Source organism: Microcoleus sp. FACHB-SPT15, assembly GCF_014849525.1.
GTDB classification, from domain to species: Bacteria; Cyanobacteriota; Cyanobacteriia; order Cyanobacteriales; family Coleofasciculaceae; genus Symplocastrum; species Symplocastrum torsivum.
In genome coordinates, this window is sequence record NZ_JACJNU010000017.1 from 31,018 (window position 1) to 52,010 (window position 20,993).

Genomic DNA, 20,993 nt, shown 5'->3' on the forward strand with positions numbered 1-20,993 from the left:
CCGTTAACTGCTAAAGAAACCAAAGTGCTGTAAGCCTTCCAAGATACCAGCCGCACAGTGTCCTTGAGCTAAGTACCGATAATCAGCAGGGTTTTCGTCGTACCACTGCTGGAGTTCTGGTCGCGCATTGCCAACAATAATTCCTCGTGAAGAGCCGACACTAAATAGAGCAATGTCATTTCCTGAATCGCCACACACAACGGTTCGTGTGGTATCAATTCCCCACTTTTGTTGAAGAAACTGTACCGCTAGCCCTTTGTCGGCATGGCGAGGAAGAATGTCGAGGTCTTTACCACCGCTAAAGATTAACTTAACATCAAGTCCACGCTCAGAAAGTTGTAATTTCAAGCGGGGTAACACTTCTACAGCCGCTTCTTCTGTCACTAGATAGCTAACTTTGAAGGGACGCTGTTCAGAGTCTTCTTGCGGAACCAAGTCAGAATAATGGGCAGCCGTTGCCACAGCGAGTTCTCGATCCCAACCTTCAGAAAGTTTTGCTGACCAAGCTGGATCAGGGTTATCGTCTCGATCATCATCATAAATTTCTGTACCTACAGAGGCGATGAGTGCATCTGGGTCTAGGAGTTGCTTCTCGGCTTTCAAGGTATTGTAGGAACTACGCGATCGCCCTGTGGCATAAACTATCTTTGTCCCATACTCTTGCCGATGTTGGCTCAACTTCTGGTTGAGTTCTATCAAAGCGTGGTCGTCGCCCACTAAAGTATTGTCTAAATCAGTTACGAATAGAAATGCTGCCACGGCAACCTCGCTCATCACTTGCTGTCTTGCTACTGCATTATTGTCCTATACGACAGTGTCATACTTTCGTCTTGAGCAAATGTCAAGTCGCTGTGGTTCCCTTGCTTCTTTGCCAGCCTACTACAGAGCGTGTCTTCCCTAAGAGGTAGCTAAAGTTTAAGTCATCCCATCTAAGGCAGAAGTTTTTGGCAAAGTTTCAGGAATCTCTGAGACGGGCTTTGTAGTAAAGAATTAACGTAGCCTTGTTAGAGCTTATCAAACCTAAAGCCAAACCATTTTACTTTTGCAATACGCTACACATCGCAGAGGATTGGGAGTCTTCTGAAACGCTGATGTGTAGCACCCAAAGATAAAAATGGCAAAAAATTTTGACCTAAGTCTCTAGGATTTCCTCTAATTTGTTCTATATCGGTGGTTGTGCAATTTCTGCAGCCACCGATTTTTTTTCGTAAGGCTTTCTCCTTGCGGTTAGTCCGGGAGAATGTCAAAGTTCAAGTTATAGCAGTAGCCAATGAGGTTAGGACATCGACAGGAGGCTATGAGCCGTAGCCGGAGGCTATTTGGCTGAAAGCTGACCGCTGAAAGCTGACTGCTGAAGAGCTATATCTGAAGCCCTATATTGAATGCCCCTACATACCCTTGTGCATCTTCGGTTAGCTGGATCATCAATAGCTCACCATCATCTCGATAGATGCCGTCTCGGTCATTGTTCACGGTGCGTTGCCCCTTAGCGGTATATGGGGGCTGCGCGTGGATTTGATCAGTGAGGGAATCATCGAAGTAAAGCTGTGACGTAAACTCATAACCTTGTTGGGACGCAGAATCAGTGCGAATCTTGAAGTGAATATGAACCGTTCTGCCTGGATACCAACCGGGATAGATTGTAACGAACTCGACTGTTCCATTGGTGTCCGTCACCTGATAGCCACGCAGGAACTTTTTCCCGACGGTACTGAAACTTGGGTCTGTTACATCCGAATAGACGCCGATCGCGTCACAGTGCCAAATATCCACGGCGGCACCAGTCAGAGGTGTACAGGAGCGACCATCAATCTGAGAGACATGAAACACCAAACGCAACGGTACTCCCTGCTTTAGCAAACCGTCCGAGGGATCTGACCGAATGTCGGAGCGGTTGAGCTTCTCATCAATGAAATACGGACCTTCTGTTTGTTGAGGTCTTACTACACAAGAAGGTGTCGTCGCTATCGCTGTCTGAGTTGGTGTCTGAGCTGACGTGCCCGTCAGTTTTACTGAGGCGGACTGTCCGCGTAAGCATCCGACGAGCGATACGGCTGCTGTTGCTCCTAGGAAGCTAAGCACCTCTCGTCGCTTAAATATGGAAGCTACTGGGATTGTTGTCACACGGTCTTTTTTCATCTCATTTACTTACTAGATACTCTCTATAAACCTCCAATAGTGTTCGGATAAGCTCTAAACTGAAGCTGATATAGGTTGGGTTTCATTACCTTAACCCAACCTACAATTCTTCTTAACCGAGGAGTATTGGCTCTTGGATGAGCGATCGCGTCTGGAGCAATCCGTCTACTGCGGGGTTCGCATTCCTTGAGGGCGGGATTGACGACGTTGCTCAAGTTGCTGACGCTGCTCGGCGGTTAGGATTGCATCCATCTGCTCTTTGGCGGTTTGACGTACTTCCTCCATTTGGGCTTGTTGTTCGTCAGTGAGATTGAGCGATTGAAAAACCCGACGGGGATGTTCTCCGTTCTCTCTGGCAGCCTCTACAAGAGAACGTTGTTCCGCTGTCAAGATGTTGTCGATCTGCTCTTGCTTAGCTTGCTTGATCTGCTGCATTTGCTCTTGCTGCTCTTGTGTCAAGTTCAGCCAGTTCTGACGGGATTGTGTCGGTGCAGGCGGTGTATTAGATTGAGCAAACACGACTGGAACAATTGCAGTAGAGAGTGCCAGAGAAAGTGTGCCAGCTACCAGTGGCAATAGTTTGATGTTAGAGAGTCGGTTTTTCAGACTTAGACCAAATTTAGGGTTCATAGTAGTCCTTAGGTATTGACAAATCGAACTATTGGGCTGTTCGACATTTAAATCCTAGAAACTGGTATCGGTCTTCCGCATGGATCGAACTTCCCAATTTGACCTAGTACCAAAGTCCTAATCCCTTTATGAGTTTGGTCACAAGATGTCCTGTTCAAGTTGGGAAGTAAGGCTCTGGAAATTGAGGCTCTATCCGAAATAGATTAAAACTAAGTAATCGTTGCAAAGTCGCTCTCTGCTACCTAAGGAGGGCTGAAATCATTTCCCTTCCCCTACCATGCACCGCCGAGCGCCCTTTTCCAGCCATTCCTTTCACCTGATGCTCTATCTGGAATGGATTCTGTTGGGGATAACGCTGTTGGGAGAGATTCGACCCACCCGACATGGGATTAGTCCAACAACTCTATTATTGTCGATTCTCACGCTCATGTGCTTTGGTCTGATGGGCTTAAAGCTTCCGACGGGGAGTCCTCGTGACAAAGTGCTTTATACCGGGTTGGAGTTTGGATTACTGTTTTTAGCGTTTTTGCTGGACAGCCGACCTGACTTTTTCCCACTGGTCAGTCTAATTATCTTAATTCGCAGTTGTCTGATCTTTGAGCAAGTTGGTCGCCTGATTGTGGCAGGACTGGTATTTATTGCCTTCCTGGTGACGTTGTTTGTACGACCTGCACCGCGTCCGCCAAGACACGGACCAATACCAGAGTCTATAGCCAATACGATTTTGACGCTGAAGCTGAATGCAGCAGTCACCTTTGGACTTGCTCTCCTGTTTATCTTACTGTTGGTCAATGCTTTGCTTGCCGAACGTCAAAGCCGTGAAAAACTGCTGCTTGCCAACGAGCAATTGCGCCAATATGCCCTGCGAATTGAAGACCAAGCCACGTTGCAAGAGCGAAATCGGATTGCCCGCGAAATTCATGATGCCTTAGGACACGCCTTGACAGCACAGAGTATTCAGTTAGAAAATGCCCAGTTGTTTCTGCCACCCGATGCCGAGAAAACAGCATCGTTTTTACAGGAGGCAAAACAGCTAGGTTCTCGGGCATTACAGGAGGTGCGGCGCTCAATCTCTACACTTCGAGCCGATCCTTTGCAAGGACAATCGCTGGAAACCGCGATCGCAAAAGTAGTCAATGAGTTTCGCCAAACAAGCGGAATTCTACCAAACTATAGGATTCAACTATCTCAGCCAATTCCTACAGAAATTAGCACGGCACTCTACCGAATTATTCAGGAATCGCTGACCAACATTTACAAGCATAGCGCTGCGACCCAGGTCAGCATTGACCTTCGAGAGAATCCGGAAGCGATTCAACTCCAAATTAACGATAATGGTCAAGGGTTTAATCCAGAGCGAAATACAACCGGGTTTGGACTCCAGGGAATGCGGGAACGAACTGTGGCGTTGGGCGGACAGTTCTTCCTGGCAAGTCAATCGGGAAAAGGCTGCCGAATTACTGTGTTGATTCCGTTACCGAGGCTGGCACTATGACAGATATCAAGATTCGCCTATTACTCGTCGATGACCAGATGATTATTCGTCAGGGATTGAGAAGTCTCCTGGAAGCCAAGCCGGATTTAGAAGTCGTAGGTGAAGCGGAAAACGGACAACAGGCGATCGCTCAAGTCGAAGCCTTGCAACCGGATGTGGTTTTGATGGATGTCCGGATGCCTGTCATGGATGGTGTTGCTGCCACCCGCCTGATTTGTCAGCAATTTAGCGAAACCAAAGTGTTAGTGCTGACGACATTTGACGACGATGATTATGTCTCGCAAGCCATGCAATTAGGGGCGCGAGGGTATCTCCTAAAAGACACTCATTCCGATGACTTAGCAGGAGCCATTCGAGCCGTTCATAAAGGCTACACCCAAATGGGGCCAGGATTGATGGAAAAAGCGATCGCTCACACTCCACCCTTAACTCCACCCCAGCCTACCCAGCTTCCCCCAGAACTCACAGGACTGACGGCTAGAGAACGAGAGGTGCTGTGCCTCATTGCTACAGGTGCGAGTAATCGGGAGATTGCAGAAGCGCTCTACATTTCAGAACGAACGGTCAAAAACCACATTACCAGGATTTTGAGTCAGTTAAATTTGCGCGATCGCACTCAGGCTGCCATGTTTGTCAGTGCTTTTTTACCTCTATTGCAGCACTAACTGGAATTGAATCAGGTACGTGCAGAGCAACAGCGCTATCAAAAACGAGCTACGGTTAACTTGCCTCTTCTCCTGCTGAAGAATGAGTGCCAAATAATTTTGAAATTTACAGCAATAGTCTCTCCTACCCCACATGAGGGTATTTCATCCTTTGGAAGAACTGCTATACTCTAAAAAAGTAAAGTTTACTTTACTTAGTTGTAAGCTTTACTTTACCAATCGACGGCTCGTATCAAGACAGTCGCCTATGCGCTGCGTTCACTAGCATTGCGATGAAAATCCTTACCACCTACCACCTACTACCTGTCCCTCTCACCTATTTTCTAGATAGAGCTACGTTGATGAATCAGTTTTCCAAGAATGAAAAACCGTTTACGTACTCTTAGAACTGAACGGAACTGGTCTCAGGCGAACTTGGCAGAACGTTTAGATGTCAGCCGTCAAACGGTCAACGCACTGGAAACGGGGAAATCAGACCCCAGCCTTCCCCTCGCCTTCAAAATTGCTGAACTTTTTAACTGCCCTGTTGAAAAAATATTCATTCTGGAGCAAAGGTCTATGTTCGCCAGAAGATTCCCCCAAGAAAAGAGCTTTGAAGGGCTTAGCGAAAAAGCGATCGAAGTGCTAAGGCTAGCCCAAAATGAGTCAAAACGCTTGAGGCATAACTTTGTCGGCACTGAACAGATTCTGCTGGGACTGCTCAGTGAACGAACAAGCTTTTCCGCTCAGCTTCTCCAGTCGATGGGGGTAGACCTCTGGAAGGCACAAGTGGAAGTGCAGAAAATTATCGGCTACGGTTCAACACTTTTGGATAGGCAAAGACCCTTGACTCCCAGAGCAAAGCAGGTTCTCAAACTTGCCTCAGAGGCAGTAAAGCGGTTAAGCCATGATGAAATTGACACAGAGCATATTCTTTTGGGGCTAATCCGCGAAAAAGATGGCGTATCAACGGCTGTCCTCAAGAACCTTGGCATCAACCTTCAGGATTTGGAACAACAGGTTCTTGAACAACTACAACAGCCTCTTCGAGAGGAACCATCAGTTCTAATGAGAACGAGTCGGTTTAACTGGGCTGTAAGTAGTGAGTCATCTGAGCCAGAACGACCAGCAGACTTTACTTCTGGTGAAATTAGTGTCCGTTTGAGTACCCGCTTATTGTCTTGGATTGAACCACGGCAATTGGGGCGGGTGGTTCATCAAACAGGTTTTGCGCTACCGAATGGAGACGTTTTGGTTACCCGCCTTGCATTCATCTCACGAGAACGCTTGAAGCGGATACCACGAACCTATCCTGAACTGGTACCTGACCTAGTCGTGGAAATAAAATCTGCTTTTGACCGAGTATCCCTACTCCAAGACAAAATTCAATTGTTCTTGGAGCAAGGAGCAAAAATTGGCTTACTGATTGACCCGGATGAGCAGACTGTGACTTGCGATCGCCAAGGGAGTGAGAGGATTATCCTAAAGAATGGCGAAACCTTGACACTCACAGAACTACTACCTGAATGGGAACTTCCTGTATCTGAACTCTGGTCACCTGTATTTGATTAAGAAAATGGGGAATAGGGAATTAGTAGACCAAGCCGTGCTGAAATACCCTCCTTGCTTCCCCTGCTCCTCCTTTCCTTTACTCAAACAAAAACCCGATGCTCCAAAGAGGGCATCTGGCGACGGACTTGTTGAAGGCGAGCTGGGTTAATTTCCGCGATCGCTACTCCTGGCGTATCTCCAGCATCGTCTAAAATTAAGCCCCACGGGTCAATAATCATGGCGTGACCATGAGTATGCCGCATCGCATAATGACGGCCTGTTTGGGCAGGTGCTATGACATAGCAGGTATTTTCAATTGCTCTAGCTTGGAGAAGAACTTGCCAGTGGTCTTTGCCAGTGTAGGCAGTAAAGGCAGCAGGGACAAATAAGATGTCGGCACCCTTGTAAGATAAGTGTCGATAAAGCTCTGGAAAGCGCACATCGTAGCAGACGGAAAGCCCTAAGTTGCCTAGTTGTTCTGAAGGATAGACAGGGGGCAACTGGGTACCGGACATCACTGTAGTCGATTCTCGATACGTGTTGCCATCAGGGACATTGACATCAAACAGATGAACTTTCTGGTAACGAGCAAGTTCATTGCCACTAGGGTCGATGAGCAGAGCCGTATTATAGACCCTTGTGCTGTTTACGGGCACTGGGAAACCACCCCCTAGGATGGTCACCTGAAAACGCTGTGCCATCGTTGTGAGAAATTTCTCACTTTGTTGTGCGATCGCTTCTGCCTGAGTAATTTTTTCTTTCTCTGTGCCCAGGAAGGAGAAATTTTCAGGTAGGCTTACGAGTTCGGCACCCCGACGCACGGCAAGTTCTATGAGTTCTTCTGCCTCAACCAAATTTTTCTCTAGGTCAGGCAGACTTGTCATTTGAATTGCAGCGGCAAGATAGGACTTCATTGGTAATGGCAACGGAAAATTCTAGGACTGAGTTTTGGCAACTATAACAGGCAAAGGAGTCTACGGCTACATTGAAATTGCTCTAAGTTCGTTCCCAACTTGTTAGCAATGCAATAGGGATTTTCGAGCGATTACAGATAACGTACCGCTTGACTCCACGATTAACCACTAACGGAATTTCCTAACTGAGCTACTCAAGGCAGCAGTAGCTATCTGTATTTTATCGCTGAGTTACTTCTCTCGTTCTACAAAAAACTACTCTTGGATGCATACACTACTGTTATGTGTGTACGACTCCTAAGTGTTGTCTTAGAGTGTTTGCTCGTTGTGCGATCGCCACCCAATCTTCAGCAACAACTAACGGCTTGGGAAACAACTCTCCAGAAAGACCAACAGCAACGGCTCCGGCTGTAATAAACTCCTTGGCATTTGCTAGCGTAACCCCACCCGTAGGAATTAGAGGAATCTGACCTAATGGTCCTTGCAAACTTTTAATATAATTGGCTCCTCCTACCGCCTCAATCGGGAAAACCTTGATACAGCTAGCGCCAGCTTGCCAAGCTGTAACAATTTCTGTAGGGGAAAGTGCCCCTGGAACAATTGGAATACCTGCATCTACAGCAGCAGCAATTAAAGCCGCGTCTACGTGAGGGGTAAAGAGAAACTGTGCCCCAGCTTCAATCGCTTGTTGTAATTGTACTTGAGTTAATAAAGTACCTGTTCCGATGATGCAAGTTGGTAGTTCCAAGCGCAATTGACTAATTAATTCAGCAGCGCGATCGCTATTCCAAGTAATTTCAATTACCGACATCCCACCTGCCACCACTGCCTTAGCCATTTGAACCCCTAGAGACTGGCGAGATGCTCGAATGACTGCGATCGCTCGCTGCTGTTGCAACAGCGTTAACCAAGAGTGATTATCCATTGTTCAACTAAAGTTCAGACATTATCAAACTCCATTGAGTTTTCGCTAGAGTTAATAATATATTTTTATCGTCTATAAATAGAGCTACTTTTTGATATTTAACTTTCAGTCATTCGGTAGATGAATTGAAGCATTAATTCTTCTAAAGACTAAAAATTCAAATAAAAATAAAGTAAAAGCTTTGGTATAAGAAGTTTACATTTTTGAAGCTATAAACAGTATTTCTCACTTATCTGCCATTAGTAAGATGAAGTCTAGATGCATTTTTGACTATTATTTATTCAAGCGTTTAATAGAAATGAAAGATAGGAGATTAATTGTATGGCTCTTGTAAAACTTGCAGATGCTTATCCAAACTACAAGCAAGAAATTTTCGGCGGCGATGACATCAAAGGATATGATGTTTATACCGAAAGAGACGATAAAGTCGGTGGTGTTTATGATGCTCTTCTTGATGAAACAGGGCGCTTCCGGTACTTAGTACTAGACACTGGGTTCTGGGTCTTTGGTAAGAAAGTTTTGGTGCCTGTTGGTCGCGTCCAAATGGATTATGATCGCCACCGCGTTTATGTTACAGGTCTGACCAAAGAGCAAGTAGAAAGCTTGCCTGAGTACAACGATAACATGACAGTTGACTACGACTACGAAGAGCGGATCAGAGGCGTTTTCAGACCAACCGCAGCTAGTACAGGTGTAGCTGCTGCCGCTGCTACTCAGCCTACCTACAGCCGTGATACCTACAACTATGATCATGACCAGCATCTCTACAATCCAACTGAGCAGGGTCAGCAGAGAATCAAACTGTATGAAGAGCGTTTGTTTGCAAACAAGAACCGTCAAAAGACTGGTGAAGTTGTAGTTGGCAAACACGTCGAAACTGAGACAGCACAGGTTTCAGTTCCACTTGATAAAGAGCGCGTGATTATTGAGCGTACAACCCCAACTGATACAAGGGAAGTTACCCCCGGTAGCATTGACTTCCAGGATGGGGAAGTTGCACGGATGGAAGTTTACGAAGAAACAGCTGATATTCAAAAGAAAGCGTTTGTGCGTGAAGAAATCAACATCAGAAAAGAAGTGACTCATGAAACTGTAGATGCAACAGAAACACTTCGTCGTGAAGAGCTAGATGTTGATACTGACGGCAATCCCGTAATTAACAGAAATCGCTAGGCTTCCAAAACCCAAACTTGAATAGCTTTCCTGCACAAGCCAAAATTGTACGAGTAAGAAAGTATTCATAGCTGCTACAGGTAGAGCAAGCAACTTAGTTGGCTCTACCTGTAGTTTTCAATACGGCTTTAGTTAAATTGGAAGAGAGAGGGAACAGAAATGTCTGGGAGCAAGGCGGAGTTTATAAAAAATAAAACGAGAATCAATGACTTATTAGAAAAATTAAGAACAAAACTGCGTTCATACGCTGTGATCGATATGCGAGGGCAACTCATTGGACGGATTGAGGATTTCATACTCAACCAGAGCCGCCAGTTGAACATGGTTATGTCTCGTTCAGAGGCTCAATCTACCTCCCCTCTTTTTTTATTAAGTAGTAGATATATTCAGAAAGTTGATACACCTAATCGAGTGCTTTTTGTAGACCTCACTCAAACAGAACTTAACCAGCTACCTGTGTATCAACCTTCTGTTCAGGATGTGAAGGCGGTTTCAGAACCCTTGGTGACACCCCCAGTCACTCAGGTAAGCCACACCAGTTTAGAGAATAGTGAAACTCCACTTCCCAAGCCTGAATCTTTAACAACGGAATATCCAGAAGAATTGAATAACCAAACTATGATTGATGATTCTGACCTGAGAGAGGTAGTAGAAGAAGAAATTGTTCGTTTGCTAGAAGAACGGTTAGTTATCAACCGCAGCAAACGGAAAATAGGCGAGGTTGTTGTTCGCAAAGAAATTGAAACTCGTATTGTAGAGGTACCTGTTCAACGCGAGAAGTTAATCATTGAGCAAGTTGGCTCAGAAACTATACAACTCGCAGAAATTGACTTAGGACATGGGGAAGTTACTGGTGTTGAACTGAGAGACGCATCTCGTTCAGATAGTGCTGTACCTCAGCTAGCAGCGCCAACTTCTGATAACCGTCCGACTGTGACTGGGGAATTTCTGTCTCCGAAAGCGGCGAGTAATCTTTTAGAAGCGATCGCCCTTCAAGGACGGCATGGCTGTGCCAAAGTACGTGTGGAACTGGTTTTAGATAACCCAGAACTTCAGGAAACCTACCAGAAAATGTTTGATCGTTGCTCTAGGCAGTAAATCAGTAGCTTTCGCAAGAGGCTCCATCAGCCTTCCGCTCACAACGAGAACAGGACAGTATCTTCGCCCCAATTGTCAATCACTAGTTTGATGATAAGATTTATGAAGTAGCTGAATTACCTTGTAGATGTTACTAATCTAGATGACAATTTAGATCTCCTCCGAAAGGGGGATGATTTTTTATAATTATCTTCACCTTGAGGAAGATCGTAATTCATCATGTTACTTTAGTAGATTGTTTGTAGCGGAACTTTCAGTGAATGTTCGCGTCGAAAATAACATCAAAGGGTAGTTTTCTATACCGCTACAATAATTACATCAAGGAAGCCTAACCATGCAGACTTTACGAGTTGGATTTTTATCTTTTCACGATCATCTAGATAGAAATGCTTGGTCAGGTACGCTATTCTATATGCAAGGAGCTTTAAAGGCAAGAGACATACAGGTAGTTTCTTTGAGAGAAGCGAAAAAAAAATCCCTTTGGCAGAAGATTTGGCAAAAGATTTCGAGGTATGTAGGGAATAAAAACAGTTCTTCAGAAGAAAAACTTGGCTCACTTAGTTACATTGCTGAACGTCATAAATTTATTTCTGGAGTAGAAAAAAAGCTTGCCGAAACACCGTGCGATGTAATTTTTGCTCCTATCGCTTCGAGAGAGTTGATGTTTCTAAAAACAAGTATTCCGATTATTTACTTATCGGATATAACCTTCAGTTTGTATCATCAACTCTATGAACCAGGTTTTGATAAACAAGAATGTGATTGGGCATCAAAACAAGAATCAATAGCGATTTCAAAGGCGAGCAAGCTCATCTATTCCTCTCAATGGGCGGCTGATTCAGCCATCTCTGACTATCAGGCTGAGGCAGACAAGATCGAAATTATTCCTTTTGGAGCCAATTTAGATACTCCTCCTTTAGCTGAGGAAGCTTTAGCGAAAAAGCCAACTTCAACTTGTCGCTTATTGCTAGTTGGAAAAGATTGGTACAGGAAAGGTGGAGATATTGCCTTTCAAACACTGATTTCCCTCTTGCAAAAGGGAGTAAATGCTGAGCTAGTTGTCGTTGGCTGTATGCCTCCTGCTGAGATTAAACACGACAAGCTCATTGTTATCCCTTACTTGAACAAAAATGTACCTAAAGAACGCAATCAACTTGATAAATTGTTTTTGAATTCACATTTTTTCATTCTTCCCACTCGTGCTGATTGTTCACCGATTGTAACTTGTGAAGCCAATGCCTTTGCTCTACCTGTACTAACTACTGATGTTGGAGGAATTCCTACAATTATCAAAGAAGGGAAAAACGGTTACACATTACCACTTTCAGCATCAGGTGATGATTACGCTAATTTAATCATAGAAAACTTCTCTGAGGAGAGTGTCTATGAGAATCTAAGGCACTCTTCCAGAAAAGAATATGAGACACGTTTGAATTGGGATAGATGGGCAGAACGATTCCATCAGGAAGCAATGGATTTGCTGAATCAGACAAACCGACAAAGGGAGACAGTTGTAGTAGAACGCCTTACTAAGAGTATGGCTTCTAAATAATTCGGTGAAATGATGAGGATGTTTTACAGGTAAATCAAGGAATAGCTAAGCGCCACGGAAGTATTAGTATAGTTGTTAGAACCTTGTCCAGCTATTTTGAAATATCTTCATCATCGGTGTGAAACAGAGAATAGTTCAATAGAGCGATCGCACCAGCAGAGCCTTAAAGAACTTTGGACGTTCCACAAAACTGCCGTCAGAAGAGGTAATAAATCGCTCCAATCCCAAGTCAATGCCAATAGCACGACCGTGAACGGGTACATCAGGAATGCTCACATCCGACTGGATGGTTACAACGACTGCATTTATTGGTTGCCTCCGTGCCTACGGCAACCCGATCTCTTCAATCCCGACGCTCAATCGTTACGCGGTACAAGGGGTAGCCTTGATGTGTCCGCGTCGATTATAGCGCGGGGCTTACGGCGTTTTTGCTAAAACTATAGGATCCAGCAATTTCCCAACTCGGTGGTGGCAGTTACTTTTGGTTTTTAGAGTAAGCCGTTCTTTCAAGCAACAACCACTAATAGCCCTGATTTTCTGAGGGTACTAGACAATGACTTTAGGCAAAAGTACCCGAATGGGTGAAGCATGAAGTCAAAATCTTGTTTAGTTTTGTTAAACATCACGTTGTTTCCTGCCGACGGTTACAGCAAGTCGAGGAAACTTTTTGCATAAAAGGCACAAGAAAGGGTGATAAGTACTATAGCTACCGCAGCTACCGCGCAAAAACTGACTTTTACAAGCGTTCTAGTCTACTTTTTCCGCTGTGACATGGCTTCCACAGGGTTGCCATCTACCTCAATCTCAGGAGAGATCAGTTGGACTGCTCTCTTTTCTAACGCATTTGAATGTGATGTATGCTTCAGACGCTTTCTGAATCTCCGATTTTGCTGAACATGTGGAAGTCTAAGCAAATGGATAGAATTCTTGAAATTGTCCAACAGGCTCTCGCCACTGGCTACTTAACAGTTGAAGCCGAGAATCGATTGCGGCTGCTTTTGCAAACAACAAAGTATGGCTTAGACGATTTAAACGCTTTCATGACATTACAGCAATCCGCGATGGCAGGTCTTGTAAAGCAAGAGTCCCGTGAAGGGAAGCATACCCAGCGTCTTTATGCTTCGAGTTCTGTGGACAGCTAGCCCTGGCTTTTTGCGATCGCGCTGCATCCTGCTCTTAATTATCACACTTGGTCAGAAGACCTTCCTCAACTATCTGAGTCCTTCGTCGAGGCAGTCAGGTCGGGACTATGTCTGGCACTGGGATGGGGCTAGCAATTGTCAAAGAAAGTGTGGACTTACCCAAAAAATCAGGTGCCAGTTAGAGAAGCGACCATCTAGCGTATTGATCGCACCGCTTTCCGATAAGATGAGAAAATGCCTAGAACTAGGTAAGTAACACAGCTTGAAAAGTTCAACCGACTAGGTTGAGGAACATTTTATGAACCAAGAGATTTTTGAGAGAGTTAAGAAAATAGTTACGGAACAACTGGAAGTTGACCCAAATGACGTAACGCCTGAAGCCAACTTTGCCAACGATTTAAATGCCGATTCCCTGGATACTGTTGAACTCGTGATGGCTTTGGAAGAAGAGTTCGACATCGAGATTCCGGATGAGGCTGCTGAACAGATTGCGACCGTCCAAGCGGCTGTAGACTATATCAGTAATAAAGCAGAAGCTCCTGCTTAAGATGAGCTTTAGGATTTCACGAGAAGTTCTGCGTTTTGGGTGTGCAAACCCTGTTTTACTGGCATCATGACAAATTTTGAAAAAAAGCGCGTCGTTGTTACAGGTCTCGGTGCAATTACACCGATAGGCAACACTGTAGCTGAGTACTGGGAAGGGTTATTGAGCGGGCGTAATGGCATTGCTCCGATTACTTTGTTTGACCCATCCCGGCACGATTGCCGAATTGCTGGTGAGGTGAAAGGCTTCGATCCTCATAAGTACATGGAACGCAAAGAAGCAAAGCGTATGGATCGCTTTGCTCAATTTGGGGTATGTGCCAGCAAGCAAGCTCTGGCAGACGCTCAGTTTGTAATTAACGAGCTGAACGCAGAACAGGTGGGTGCAATTATTGGCACGGGTATTGGTGGACTCAAAGTATTAGAAGATCAGCAAGAGATCTACCTAACTCGTGGTCCGGATCGATGTAGCCCGTTTATGATTCCGATGATGATTGCCAACATGGCAGCGGGTCTGACGGCAATTCATACGGGTGCAAAAGGACCGAATAACTGCACAGTGACTGCCTGTGCAGCGGGTTCTAATGCTGTAGGGGATGCATTTCGCTTGGTGCAACGAGGCTATGCTCAGGCGATGATTTGTGGAGGCACCGAAGCCGCTGTAACACCGTTGTCTTTTGCAGGCTTCGCTGCTGCCCGTGCCCTCTCTACCCGTAACGATACGCCTGAATCAGCTTGCTGTCCCTTTGATCGCGATCGCGATGGCTTTGTGATGGGCGAAGGATCTGGTATTCTCCTCTTGGAAGAACTAGAACACGCTCTCTCCCGTGGGGCGAAAATTTATGCCGAAATCGTTGGTTACGGGATGACCTGCGATGCTTATCACATCACCTCACCTGTACCAGGTGGAGAAGGTGCAGCTAGGGCAATGCAGCTAGCGTTAAAAGACGCTGGGATTACGCCAGAGCAAGTGAGCTACATCAATGCTCACGGCACCAGTACCCCAGCTAACGATGCGACGGAAACAGCAGCAATTAAAAAAGCTTTAGGTGAACACGCTTACAAAGTAGCCGTTAGTTCCACCAAATCAATGACCGGACATCTATTGGGTGGCTCTGGTGGCATTGAGGCTGTCGCCGCAGTGATGGCAGTAGCTAATGACAAAATTCCACCAACAATCAATTTAAAAAATCCCGATCCCGCTTGTGACCTTGATTATGTACCAGGTTCCAGTCGCGATCAAAAGGTAGAAGTGGTATTATCCAATTCTTTTGGGTTTGGCGGTCACAATGTCACGTTAGCATTCAAGAAATACAGGTAGGGATGAATTTCTAGTCCCTATCGACGGCTCTACTCTGTAATCCCCAACGCTTGCTCATCGATCCCCCTAATGGGATGATGAGAGTATAGCCTTAGGGTGACCGAGAGCTGTCAAGTTCAGGACTGACGCTCTAGTATCCCCCAATTGCCCCAAAAATTTTTGGCGTCACTAGGGGGATCAACTGGGTAAAAATACCTAAAATAATCTAAAGGGTGCGTAAGTCCGAGAGTTCTAGCTCACACAAATCTTGCGTTAAACCTTAGTTCACGTTTAGTCATTAAACAGAAATTATGGCCGTTGCAACCCAACAATCTCTCGAAGAACTGTGCATCAACTCCATCCGCTTTTTAGCGATTGACGCGGTAGAGAAGGCCAAATCTGGTCATCCAGGGCTGCCGATGGGCGCAGCACCGATGTCATTCGTGCTGTGGGATCGCTTTATGCGGTTTAATCCCAAAAATCCTGCCTGGTTGAATCGCGATCGCTTCTTACTGTCTGCGGGGCATGGCAGTATGTTGCAGTATGCACTGCTCTACCTAACAGGTTATGAGGATCTTACCCTCGAAGACCTCAAGCAATTCCGCCAATGGGAGTCAAAAACCCCTGGTCACCCAGAAAACTTCATGAATCCTGGGGTCGAGATTACAACCGGACCTTTGGGTCAAGGGCTTGCCAATGGTGTTGGAATTGCAATGGCTGAAGCACACTTGGCAGCCAAATTTAATAAACCTGATTTCCCCGTCATCGACCACTATACCTACGTCATATTAGGTGATGGTTGCAACATGGAAGGCGTAACCAGCGAAGCCTGTTCCTTAGCTGGACACTTGGGGCTAGGCAAGCTAATTGCCCTCTACGATGACAATCATATTTCCATCGACGGTTCCACCGACCTAGCATTTACAGAAGATGTCGGTAAGCGCTATGAAGCCTACGGCTGGCACGTCCTGGTTGTAGAAGATGGCAACACCGACTTGGATGCAATTCAAAAGGCAATTGAAACAGCCAAATCAGTCACCGACAAGCCTTCTTTAATTAAGGTTCGGACAACAATCGGCTATGGTTCACCCAATAAAGCTGATAGCCACGATGCCCACGGTGCAGCCCTCGGTGCAGCGGAAGTAGAGGCGACACGCAAGAACTTGGGTTGGGAATACGAGCCTTTTGTTATTCCAGAAGATGCTCTGAGCCACTGGCGCAAGGCGATTGATCGCGGAGCAAAAATAGAAGAAGAGTGGAATCAACTGTTTGATCGTTACAAGGAGAAATATCCTCAAGAAGCCGCCGAACTACACCGGATGCATGAGGCTATACTCCCAGAAGGCTGGGATTCCGTTCTGCCTACATACACACCAGAGGACAAGGGGGAAGCTACCCGCGTCCAATCAGGTAAAGTCCTAAATGCTCTAGCTGGCGTTCTCCCAGAACTCATCGGTGGTTCTGCTGACTTAGCTCCTTCCAACAATACCTATCTGAAGACTTTCCCCGGAGACTTCCAAAAGGATCAATACGAGAATCGCAACCTCCGCTTTGGAGTGCGTGAGCATGGTATGGGAGCCATCTGCAACGGTCTTGCTTTGGATGGATCGGGGCTGATTCCTTACTGCGCTACCTTCTTGGTGTTTACCGACTATATGCGAGCGGCGATTCGCCTCTCTGCTTTGTCTGAAGCGGGTGTTATCTATGTGATGACTCACGACTCAATCCAGCTCGGCGAAGATGGTCCGACACACCAACCGATTGAACATATTGCCTCTCTACGAGCAATTCCCGACTTGCTAGTAATTCGCCCTGCTGATGGCAATGAAACATCCGGGGCATACAAGGTGGCGATTGAGACGGCTAGGGGAATGAAATTCGGTAATAAGACACTGCCTTCGCTCCTCGCTTTCTCTCGGCTAGCACAGCCCAATCTGCCCAATACTTCTATTGAGGGAGTAGCAAAAGGCGCTTATATCCTGTCAGATAGCGATGGCACGCCTGATCTTATTCTGATTGGGACAGGTAGCGAAACCCAACTCTGTGTCAAAGCAGCAGAGCAGTTGCGTGGTGAGGGCAAAAAAGTACGGGTCGTTTCAATGCCCTGTTGGGAGTTGTTTGAAGCTCAGGATGCAGACTATCGGGAATCCGTACTGCCCAAAGCTGTAACCAAGCGAGTTTCGGTGGAAGCAGGCACTAGCTTTGGCTGGAGTAAATACACTGGCAGTGAGGGAGTCTCAGTCAGCATTGACACCTTTGGTGCTTCCGCTCCTGGCCCAGTCTGCATGGAGAAGTTTGGCTTCACGGTAGATAACGTGGTAGCAAAGGCTAAAGAGTTGTTGGGTTAAGTGCCTTGAATAGTTGTTAGTTTTTAGACGGCTAATCAACTCAAAATGTTAATTAACAAAGCTCTCTACTCCTAAAGGTAGGGGGCTTTTCTCTTGATTTGTAATTTAGGTTACAAAGACTACTTAAGATTCCTTTTATATTTCGACGTTAAGCATGGAGCCTTGACATTCCATCAAGGTGGCTTGAAAAGGTTCTAATTATTAGGCGGCGTGGGTGTGAAGGAGAACAGAAATACGATGAAAAAGCCAAAGTGGTCAGGATTGGCGTATCGCCATTGGCATAGAGGTGTAGTAGTGGTAAAAAGTCTAGGGCAGACGATTGCGAAATCTTTGAAGTCTTTTTTACCGCGTCACTGGCCTTGGATAGCCGGAACAACGGCTGGAGTTGTCCTGCTTTGGGGTTTGGTCGGCACCTTGTCACCTGTTGTCGGGGCAACAGCAGCAACTCATACGGTGATGTCTACAACTGAAAATGTGATCTGGGGGGAGCTATTCAAGCCGGATAGCAAGCCAATTTTGAGCGTGAAATCAGGCGATCGCATCGTCATGCAGACGATTTCCCACGAAGGCATCCTTGCCGATCAAGGAGACACCACCGAGTTTTTCACAAAAGCGGGGATTACTAAAGAGAAAATCCTGCCTGACCAGCTTACTGTCAAGGCTAAGGTAGAAAAAACTGGACCAGGACCCCACGTTATTACAGGTCCAATCTTTGTAGAAGGTGCTGAACCTGGAGATGTCCTGGAAATCAAGACCCTTAAAATTGACTATCGGGCACCCTATGGCGTAATTTCTAACCGTCACAACAGAGGTTCACTACCCGGTGAGTACCCAGAAAATGATGCTCCTATCTACACAAAAGTAATTCCTATTGATGCAGAGCGTGAAATAGGCTTATTTCGCCCTTCCAATGGACGACCGAATGTAGAAATTCCCCTGAAGCCGTTTATGGGACTTATGGGAGTAGTTCCGGCTAACCGGGAAGATGCAGTCAACTCCGTACCACCTGGAATTTATGGTGGAAACATTGACATCAAGCACATTGGAGAAGGCACCAGCCTCTACTTGCCTGTTCAAGTACCAGGGGCGCTATTTTACTCCGGTGACCCTCACTGCGCTCAAGGCAATGGGGAAGTCGCTTTGACAGCGATTGAATGCTCCCTGACTCCGACATTTGAGCTAGTTGTCCATAAGGACATGAAACTAGATACACCAATGGCTGAAACACCGGATGCATGGCTAGCGATTGGACTAGATAAGGACTTGGACGAAGCGATGAAGAAGTCGGTGCGGGAGTCCCTGCGAATTATTGAAGAGAAGTACGGAATGACGAAAGCAGATGCCCTACTCCTAGGAAGTGCAGCAATTGACTTTGAAGTTTCCCAGGTGGTGGATATTGTTAAAGGCATTCATGGGGTAATTTCCAAAGACTTGCTCAAAGACCTTGAGCTTTGATGGGTCGTTGTAGAGAGTTACCTGAAACATCTCTACACGCTGTAAAGTCATAACCAAATAGCAGTTTGGCAATAACACAGTTTTGGAGAAGGGATACATAGACAGTTGGCGATCGCGCTTTTCGGCACCACCAAAGGCAGATCGCAAACAGTCCATTACCTATTATTCCTAAGCTATGTTTATTTACAGCCGTTTTCGATTCAGTACAGCATAAGGGCGCACGGCGGTGCGCCCTTACAAGCAATTTGTACTTCATCGACTGGAAAAACGCTATATTCTTCGCCAATTGCGGGGTTTAGTCCTCACAGTAAGATCACCCTTGATTGAGTTCCACGCTCTCATTTAATGTCCATGCATCAACATTCTGCCTCCTGTACTCATCACACAACCTCTATTAGTCAGCCATCTCAGACCACAAATAAGGTGAGGTTACTGGTTACAGTTCTAGTTCTCATTTGTAGCTTTGCCCTAGCAGAGCTAGCAGTAGGGCTATTTAGCCACAGTCTTGCACTCTTGGCTGATTCGGGACACATGGCATCGGATTGTTTCGCCCTAATTTTAGCCCTGCTAGCGACCTGGCTCTCTCAGAGGCGTCGATCCAGTAATTTAGAATCCGGAAACCATTGGTTTGAGGTACTGGCAGCACTGGTCAATGGGGTGGGACTGGTAGTTATTGCAGTATGGGTTGGCTGGGAAGCGGTTGAACGCCTACAGTCTCCCCCAGTTGAAATTCTCAGTCTGCCTATGTTAGCGACGGCTAGCGTCGGTTTTGGGGTTAATAGTATCAATATTTTCCTGCTGCACAAAGACAGCCACAACGACCTCAATCTTAGAGGTGCATTTCTCCATGTCCTTGCTGATGCGGCAAGTTCAGTGGGTGTGATTATTGCCGCGATCGCAGTTTGGGCACTGAACTGGATCTGGGCAGATGGGGTGATTAGCCTATTAGTGTCAGGGCTGATTATTATTAGTGCAACTCCCTTAATCATCCAGAGCCTCAACACTCTCTTGGCTAAGTCTTCTGAATGTTAATAAGCGGCTAAACGTCTGGTTCATGTAATCGGTGGCTTAGATCGCCATCGGATAATTTCCGACTTGAAAGAGCATTGAGCAAGCGGCTTAACTTAGCATGGTATAAGTTAGACGGCTGCAAATTTTCTTGCTGCAAGTACATATCAACTAATTTAGCTTCAGTCAATGTCGCTGTACTTAGGTCGGCACCGTTCAGGTTGGTACTACTCAGGTTTGCCCCGCTCAAGTTGGCAGCAAGTAAACTCGTCGGATAATAGATGTTGGCACCAAGCAAATTCGCATAACTCAGGTTAGTCCCAAACAAATTCGCATAACTTAGGTCGGCACCAAGCAGGTTTGCCCCAAACAGGTCGGCACCAAACAAGTTGGTATAACTCAGGTCAGCACCTAAGAGGTTTGCCCCAAATAGATTTGCCCCCAATAGGTTGGCAAAACTTAGATTTGCACGACTCAAACAGACATCGCTCAGGTTGGCATACCTCAAGTTGGCATTCAACAAAACAGCACCACGTAGGTCAGCATCACTTAAGGAAGCACCCAACATCTCGGCACCGCTCAAGTTGGCATAACTTAGGTCAGCATTTAACAACTCGGTACTCAACAGGTCGGCACCAAACAGGTTCGCACCACTGAGGTCGGTACCACTGAGGTCGGCATCAATTAAGCTAGCACCACTGAGGTCGGCACCATTAAAATTGACACCCAACAGATTGGCATCGTTCAAGTCGGCACAAGTCAATTGAGCGTTACGAAAATTTCTTTCTCCTGCTTGATAACGCTCTAGGAGTTCTGAGGCATCCATATTTGCGTTTGAGATTTTTGGCAGTTTAATTGTTTTCAAAAAAACTAGCGCCACCTAAATGAGGCTTAGACGCTCTACAACGTTCAGCGAGGTAAAGTAGATGCAGCGAGGCTGTACGAAGTAGTTAGTGGGATTAATGAAAGACGTATCTCTGTCGCGATTGAGCTTAGGCTCAATCGCCGCAATCTCACTTTATTCAGTTAATTTACGCAGATGAGGACTGAGATTTAGGTAATGAAAAATACTTGCA

General features: G+C 46.0%; 21 protein-coding genes. 13 read left to right on the forward strand and 8 right to left on the reverse strand.

Features of this window, described 5'->3' with window-relative positions:
- Nucleotides 1-3 precede the first annotated feature (3 nt).
- The 3 genes from H6F98_RS06320 to H6F98_RS06330 all read right to left on the reverse strand — a co-directional run bounded on the left by H6F98_RS06320 (nucleotide 4) and on the right by H6F98_RS06330 (nucleotide 2,769).
- A complete protein-coding gene (locus tag H6F98_RS06320) occupies nucleotides 4-774 on the reverse strand; it encodes a sucrose-phosphate phosphatase (protein WP_199348325.1) in 771 nt (256 codons plus the stop codon).
- A gap of 585 nt (nucleotides 775-1,359) precedes the next feature.
- A complete protein-coding gene (locus H6F98_RS06325; protein ID WP_192217821.1) occupies nucleotides 1,360-2,139 on the reverse strand; it encodes an intradiol ring-cleavage dioxygenase in 780 nt (259 codons plus the stop codon).
- 165 nt (nucleotides 2,140-2,304) lie between these two features.
- Nucleotides 2,305-2,769 (reverse strand): hypothetical protein, encoded by a 465-nt coding sequence (locus H6F98_RS06330; protein ID WP_192217822.1) that lies wholly within the window; start codon nucleotides 2,767-2,769, stop codon nucleotides 2,305-2,307.
- 319 nt (nucleotides 2,770-3,088) lie between these two features.
- Here H6F98_RS06330 and H6F98_RS06335 point away from each other — a divergent pair, with 319 nt between their 5' ends.
- The 3 genes from H6F98_RS06335 to H6F98_RS06345 all read left to right on the forward strand — a co-directional run bounded on the left by H6F98_RS06335 (nucleotide 3,089) and on the right by H6F98_RS06345 (nucleotide 6,480).
- Nucleotides 3,089-4,264, forward strand: a complete 1,176-nt coding sequence (locus H6F98_RS06335; RefSeq protein ID WP_242058412.1) for a sensor histidine kinase — start codon at nucleotides 3,089-3,091, stop codon at nucleotides 4,262-4,264.
- Complete coding sequence (locus H6F98_RS06340; RefSeq protein ID WP_192217824.1) at nucleotides 4,261-4,929, forward strand: response regulator transcription factor; 669 nt, start codon at nucleotides 4,261-4,263, stop codon at nucleotides 4,927-4,929. Before H6F98_RS06335 ends, H6F98_RS06340 begins: the two co-directional genes overlap by 4 nt.
- A gap of 360 nt (nucleotides 4,930-5,289) precedes the next feature.
- Nucleotides 5,290-6,480 (forward strand): Clp protease N-terminal domain-containing protein, encoded by a 1,191-nt coding sequence (locus H6F98_RS06345; RefSeq protein ID WP_192217825.1) that lies wholly within the window; start codon nucleotides 5,290-5,292, stop codon nucleotides 6,478-6,480.
- An 80-nt stretch (nucleotides 6,481-6,560) separates the two neighbouring features.
- Here the strand turns inward: H6F98_RS06345 and H6F98_RS06350 are convergent, their stop codons facing one another.
- Nucleotides 6,561-7,373 carry a carbon-nitrogen hydrolase family protein gene (locus tag H6F98_RS06350; protein WP_192217826.1) on the reverse strand — a complete coding sequence of 271 codons (813 nt, stop codon included), beginning with the start codon at nucleotides 7,371-7,373 and terminating at the stop codon, nucleotides 6,561-6,563.
- A 280-nt stretch (nucleotides 7,374-7,653) separates the two neighbouring features.
- Nucleotides 7,654-8,298: a bifunctional 4-hydroxy-2-oxoglutarate aldolase/2-dehydro-3-deoxy-phosphogluconate aldolase gene (locus H6F98_RS06355; RefSeq protein ID WP_192217827.1), complete on the reverse strand. Its 645-nt coding sequence runs from the start codon at nucleotides 8,296-8,298 to the stop codon at nucleotides 7,654-7,656.
- A gap of 321 nt (nucleotides 8,299-8,619) precedes the next feature.
- On the opposite strand from H6F98_RS06355, the gene H6F98_RS06360 reads away from it, so the two are divergent.
- From H6F98_RS06360 to H6F98_RS06370, 3 genes are all read left to right on the forward strand, one after another.
- Nucleotides 8,620-9,471, forward strand: a complete 852-nt coding sequence (locus H6F98_RS06360; protein WP_192217828.1) for a DUF2382 domain-containing protein — start codon at nucleotides 8,620-8,622, stop codon at nucleotides 9,469-9,471.
- Nucleotides 9,472-9,630: 159 nt separating this feature from the next.
- Nucleotides 9,631-10,569, forward strand: coding sequence for a DUF2382 domain-containing protein (locus H6F98_RS33375; RefSeq protein WP_192217829.1), 939 nt, complete (start codon nucleotides 9,631-9,633; stop codon nucleotides 10,567-10,569).
- A gap of 334 nt (nucleotides 10,570-10,903) precedes the next feature.
- On the forward strand, nucleotides 10,904-12,121 hold the full coding sequence (locus H6F98_RS06370; protein ID WP_192217830.1) for a glycosyltransferase family 4 protein: 1,218 nt from the start codon (nucleotides 10,904-10,906) through the stop codon (nucleotides 12,119-12,121).
- Between the two features lie 135 nt (nucleotides 12,122-12,256).
- On the opposite strand, the gene H6F98_RS06375 is transcribed toward H6F98_RS06370, so the two are convergent.
- Entirely contained in the window at nucleotides 12,257-12,397 is a 141-nt protein-coding gene (locus H6F98_RS06375) for a transposase (RefSeq protein ID WP_199348326.1), read from the reverse strand.
- Between the two features lie 638 nt (nucleotides 12,398-13,035).
- On the opposite strand from H6F98_RS06375, the gene H6F98_RS06380 reads away from it, so the two are divergent.
- From H6F98_RS06380 to H6F98_RS06405, 6 genes are all read left to right on the forward strand, one after another.
- A complete protein-coding gene (locus tag H6F98_RS06380) occupies nucleotides 13,036-13,263 on the forward strand; it encodes a hypothetical protein (protein WP_192217831.1) in 228 nt (75 codons plus the stop codon).
- Nucleotides 13,238-13,519, forward strand: a complete 282-nt coding sequence (locus H6F98_RS06385; protein WP_192217832.1) for a hypothetical protein — start codon at nucleotides 13,238-13,240, stop codon at nucleotides 13,517-13,519. Before H6F98_RS06380 ends, H6F98_RS06385 begins: the two co-directional genes overlap by 26 nt.
- 42 nt (nucleotides 13,520-13,561) lie before the next feature.
- The gene (gene acpP / locus H6F98_RS06390) at nucleotides 13,562-13,810 is read left to right on the forward strand and encodes an acyl carrier protein (protein WP_192217833.1); all 249 of its coding nucleotides are present in this window, start codon (nucleotides 13,562-13,564) and stop codon (nucleotides 13,808-13,810) included.
- Nucleotides 13,811-13,876: 66 nt separating this feature from the next.
- A complete protein-coding gene (fabF, locus tag H6F98_RS06395) occupies nucleotides 13,877-15,127 on the forward strand; it encodes a beta-ketoacyl-ACP synthase II (RefSeq protein WP_192217834.1) in 1,251 nt (416 codons plus the stop codon).
- A gap of 290 nt (nucleotides 15,128-15,417) precedes the next feature.
- Nucleotides 15,418-17,454, forward strand: coding sequence for a transketolase (tkt, locus tag H6F98_RS06400; RefSeq protein ID WP_192217835.1), 2,037 nt, complete (start codon nucleotides 15,418-15,420; stop codon nucleotides 17,452-17,454).
- A gap of 237 nt (nucleotides 17,455-17,691) precedes the next feature.
- Nucleotides 17,692-18,909 (forward strand): acetamidase/formamidase family protein, encoded by a 1,218-nt coding sequence (locus H6F98_RS06405; RefSeq protein ID WP_192217836.1) that lies wholly within the window; start codon nucleotides 17,692-17,694, stop codon nucleotides 18,907-18,909.
- Here the strand turns inward: H6F98_RS06405 and H6F98_RS06410 are convergent.
- Entirely contained in the window at nucleotides 18,890-19,165 is a 276-nt protein-coding gene (locus H6F98_RS06410; protein ID WP_192217837.1) for a hypothetical protein, read from the reverse strand. The two genes, H6F98_RS06405 and H6F98_RS06410, sit on opposite strands and share 20 nt — an antisense overlap.
- 95 nt (nucleotides 19,166-19,260) lie before the next feature.
- Here H6F98_RS06410 and H6F98_RS06415 point away from each other — a divergent pair, with 95 nt between their 5' ends.
- Nucleotides 19,261-19,941 carry a cation diffusion facilitator family transporter gene (locus tag H6F98_RS06415; protein WP_192217838.1) on the forward strand — a complete coding sequence of 227 codons (681 nt, stop codon included), beginning with the start codon at nucleotides 19,261-19,263 and terminating at the stop codon, nucleotides 19,939-19,941.
- A 7-nt stretch (nucleotides 19,942-19,948) separates the two neighbouring features.
- Here the strand turns inward: H6F98_RS06415 and H6F98_RS06420 are convergent, their stop codons facing one another.
- On the reverse strand, nucleotides 19,949-20,782 hold the full coding sequence (locus H6F98_RS06420; protein WP_242058413.1) for a pentapeptide repeat-containing protein: 834 nt from the start codon (nucleotides 20,780-20,782) through the stop codon (nucleotides 19,949-19,951).
- Nucleotides 20,783-20,993 lie beyond the last annotated feature (211 nt).

What these genes read in the sequence shown, in the direction of transcription:
- H6F98_RS06320 (WP_199348325.1), bottom strand. Translation starts at nt 774, where the DNA reads ATGAGCGAGGTTGCCGTGGCAGCATTTCTATTCGTAACTGATTTAGAC.
- H6F98_RS06325 (WP_192217821.1), bottom strand. Translation starts at nt 2,139, where the DNA reads ATGAAAAAAGACCGTGTGACAACAATCCCAGTAGCTTCCATATTTAAG.
- H6F98_RS06330 (WP_192217822.1), bottom strand. Translation starts at nt 2,769, where the DNA reads ATGAACCCTAAATTTGGTCTAAGTCTGAAAAACCGACTCTCTAACATC.
- H6F98_RS06335 (WP_242058412.1), top strand. Translation starts at nt 3,089, where the DNA reads ATGCTCTATCTGGAATGGATTCTGTTGGGGATAACGCTGTTGGGAGAG.
- H6F98_RS06340 (WP_192217824.1), top strand. Translation starts at nt 4,261, where the DNA reads ATGACAGATATCAAGATTCGCCTATTACTCGTCGATGACCAGATGATT.
- H6F98_RS06345 (WP_192217825.1), top strand. Translation starts at nt 5,290, where the DNA reads ATGAAAAACCGTTTACGTACTCTTAGAACTGAACGGAACTGGTCTCAG.
- H6F98_RS06350 (WP_192217826.1), bottom strand. Translation starts at nt 7,373, where the DNA reads ATGAAGTCCTATCTTGCCGCTGCAATTCAAATGACAAGTCTGCCTGAC.
- H6F98_RS06355 (WP_192217827.1), bottom strand. Translation starts at nt 8,298, where the DNA reads ATGGATAATCACTCTTGGTTAACGCTGTTGCAACAGCAGCGAGCGATC.
- H6F98_RS06360 (WP_192217828.1), top strand. Translation starts at nt 8,620, where the DNA reads ATGGCTCTTGTAAAACTTGCAGATGCTTATCCAAACTACAAGCAAGAA.
- H6F98_RS33375 (WP_192217829.1), top strand. Translation starts at nt 9,631, where the DNA reads ATGTCTGGGAGCAAGGCGGAGTTTATAAAAAATAAAACGAGAATCAAT.
- H6F98_RS06370 (WP_192217830.1), top strand. Translation starts at nt 10,904, where the DNA reads ATGCAGACTTTACGAGTTGGATTTTTATCTTTTCACGATCATCTAGAT.
- H6F98_RS06380 (WP_192217831.1), top strand. Translation starts at nt 13,036, where the DNA reads ATGGATAGAATTCTTGAAATTGTCCAACAGGCTCTCGCCACTGGCTAC.
- H6F98_RS06385 (WP_192217832.1), top strand. Translation starts at nt 13,238, where the DNA reads ATGCTTCGAGTTCTGTGGACAGCTAGCCCTGGCTTTTTGCGATCGCGC.
- acpP (WP_192217833.1), top strand. Translation starts at nt 13,562, where the DNA reads ATGAACCAAGAGATTTTTGAGAGAGTTAAGAAAATAGTTACGGAACAA.
- fabF (WP_192217834.1), top strand. Translation starts at nt 13,877, where the DNA reads ATGACAAATTTTGAAAAAAAGCGCGTCGTTGTTACAGGTCTCGGTGCA.
- tkt (WP_192217835.1), top strand. Translation starts at nt 15,418, where the DNA reads ATGGCCGTTGCAACCCAACAATCTCTCGAAGAACTGTGCATCAACTCC.
- H6F98_RS06405 (WP_192217836.1), top strand. Translation starts at nt 17,692, where the DNA reads ATGAAAAAGCCAAAGTGGTCAGGATTGGCGTATCGCCATTGGCATAGA.
- H6F98_RS06410 (WP_192217837.1), bottom strand. Translation starts at nt 19,165, where the DNA reads ATGAAGTACAAATTGCTTGTAAGGGCGCACCGCCGTGCGCCCTTATGC.
- H6F98_RS06415 (WP_192217838.1), top strand. Translation starts at nt 19,261, where the DNA reads ATGCATCAACATTCTGCCTCCTGTACTCATCACACAACCTCTATTAGT.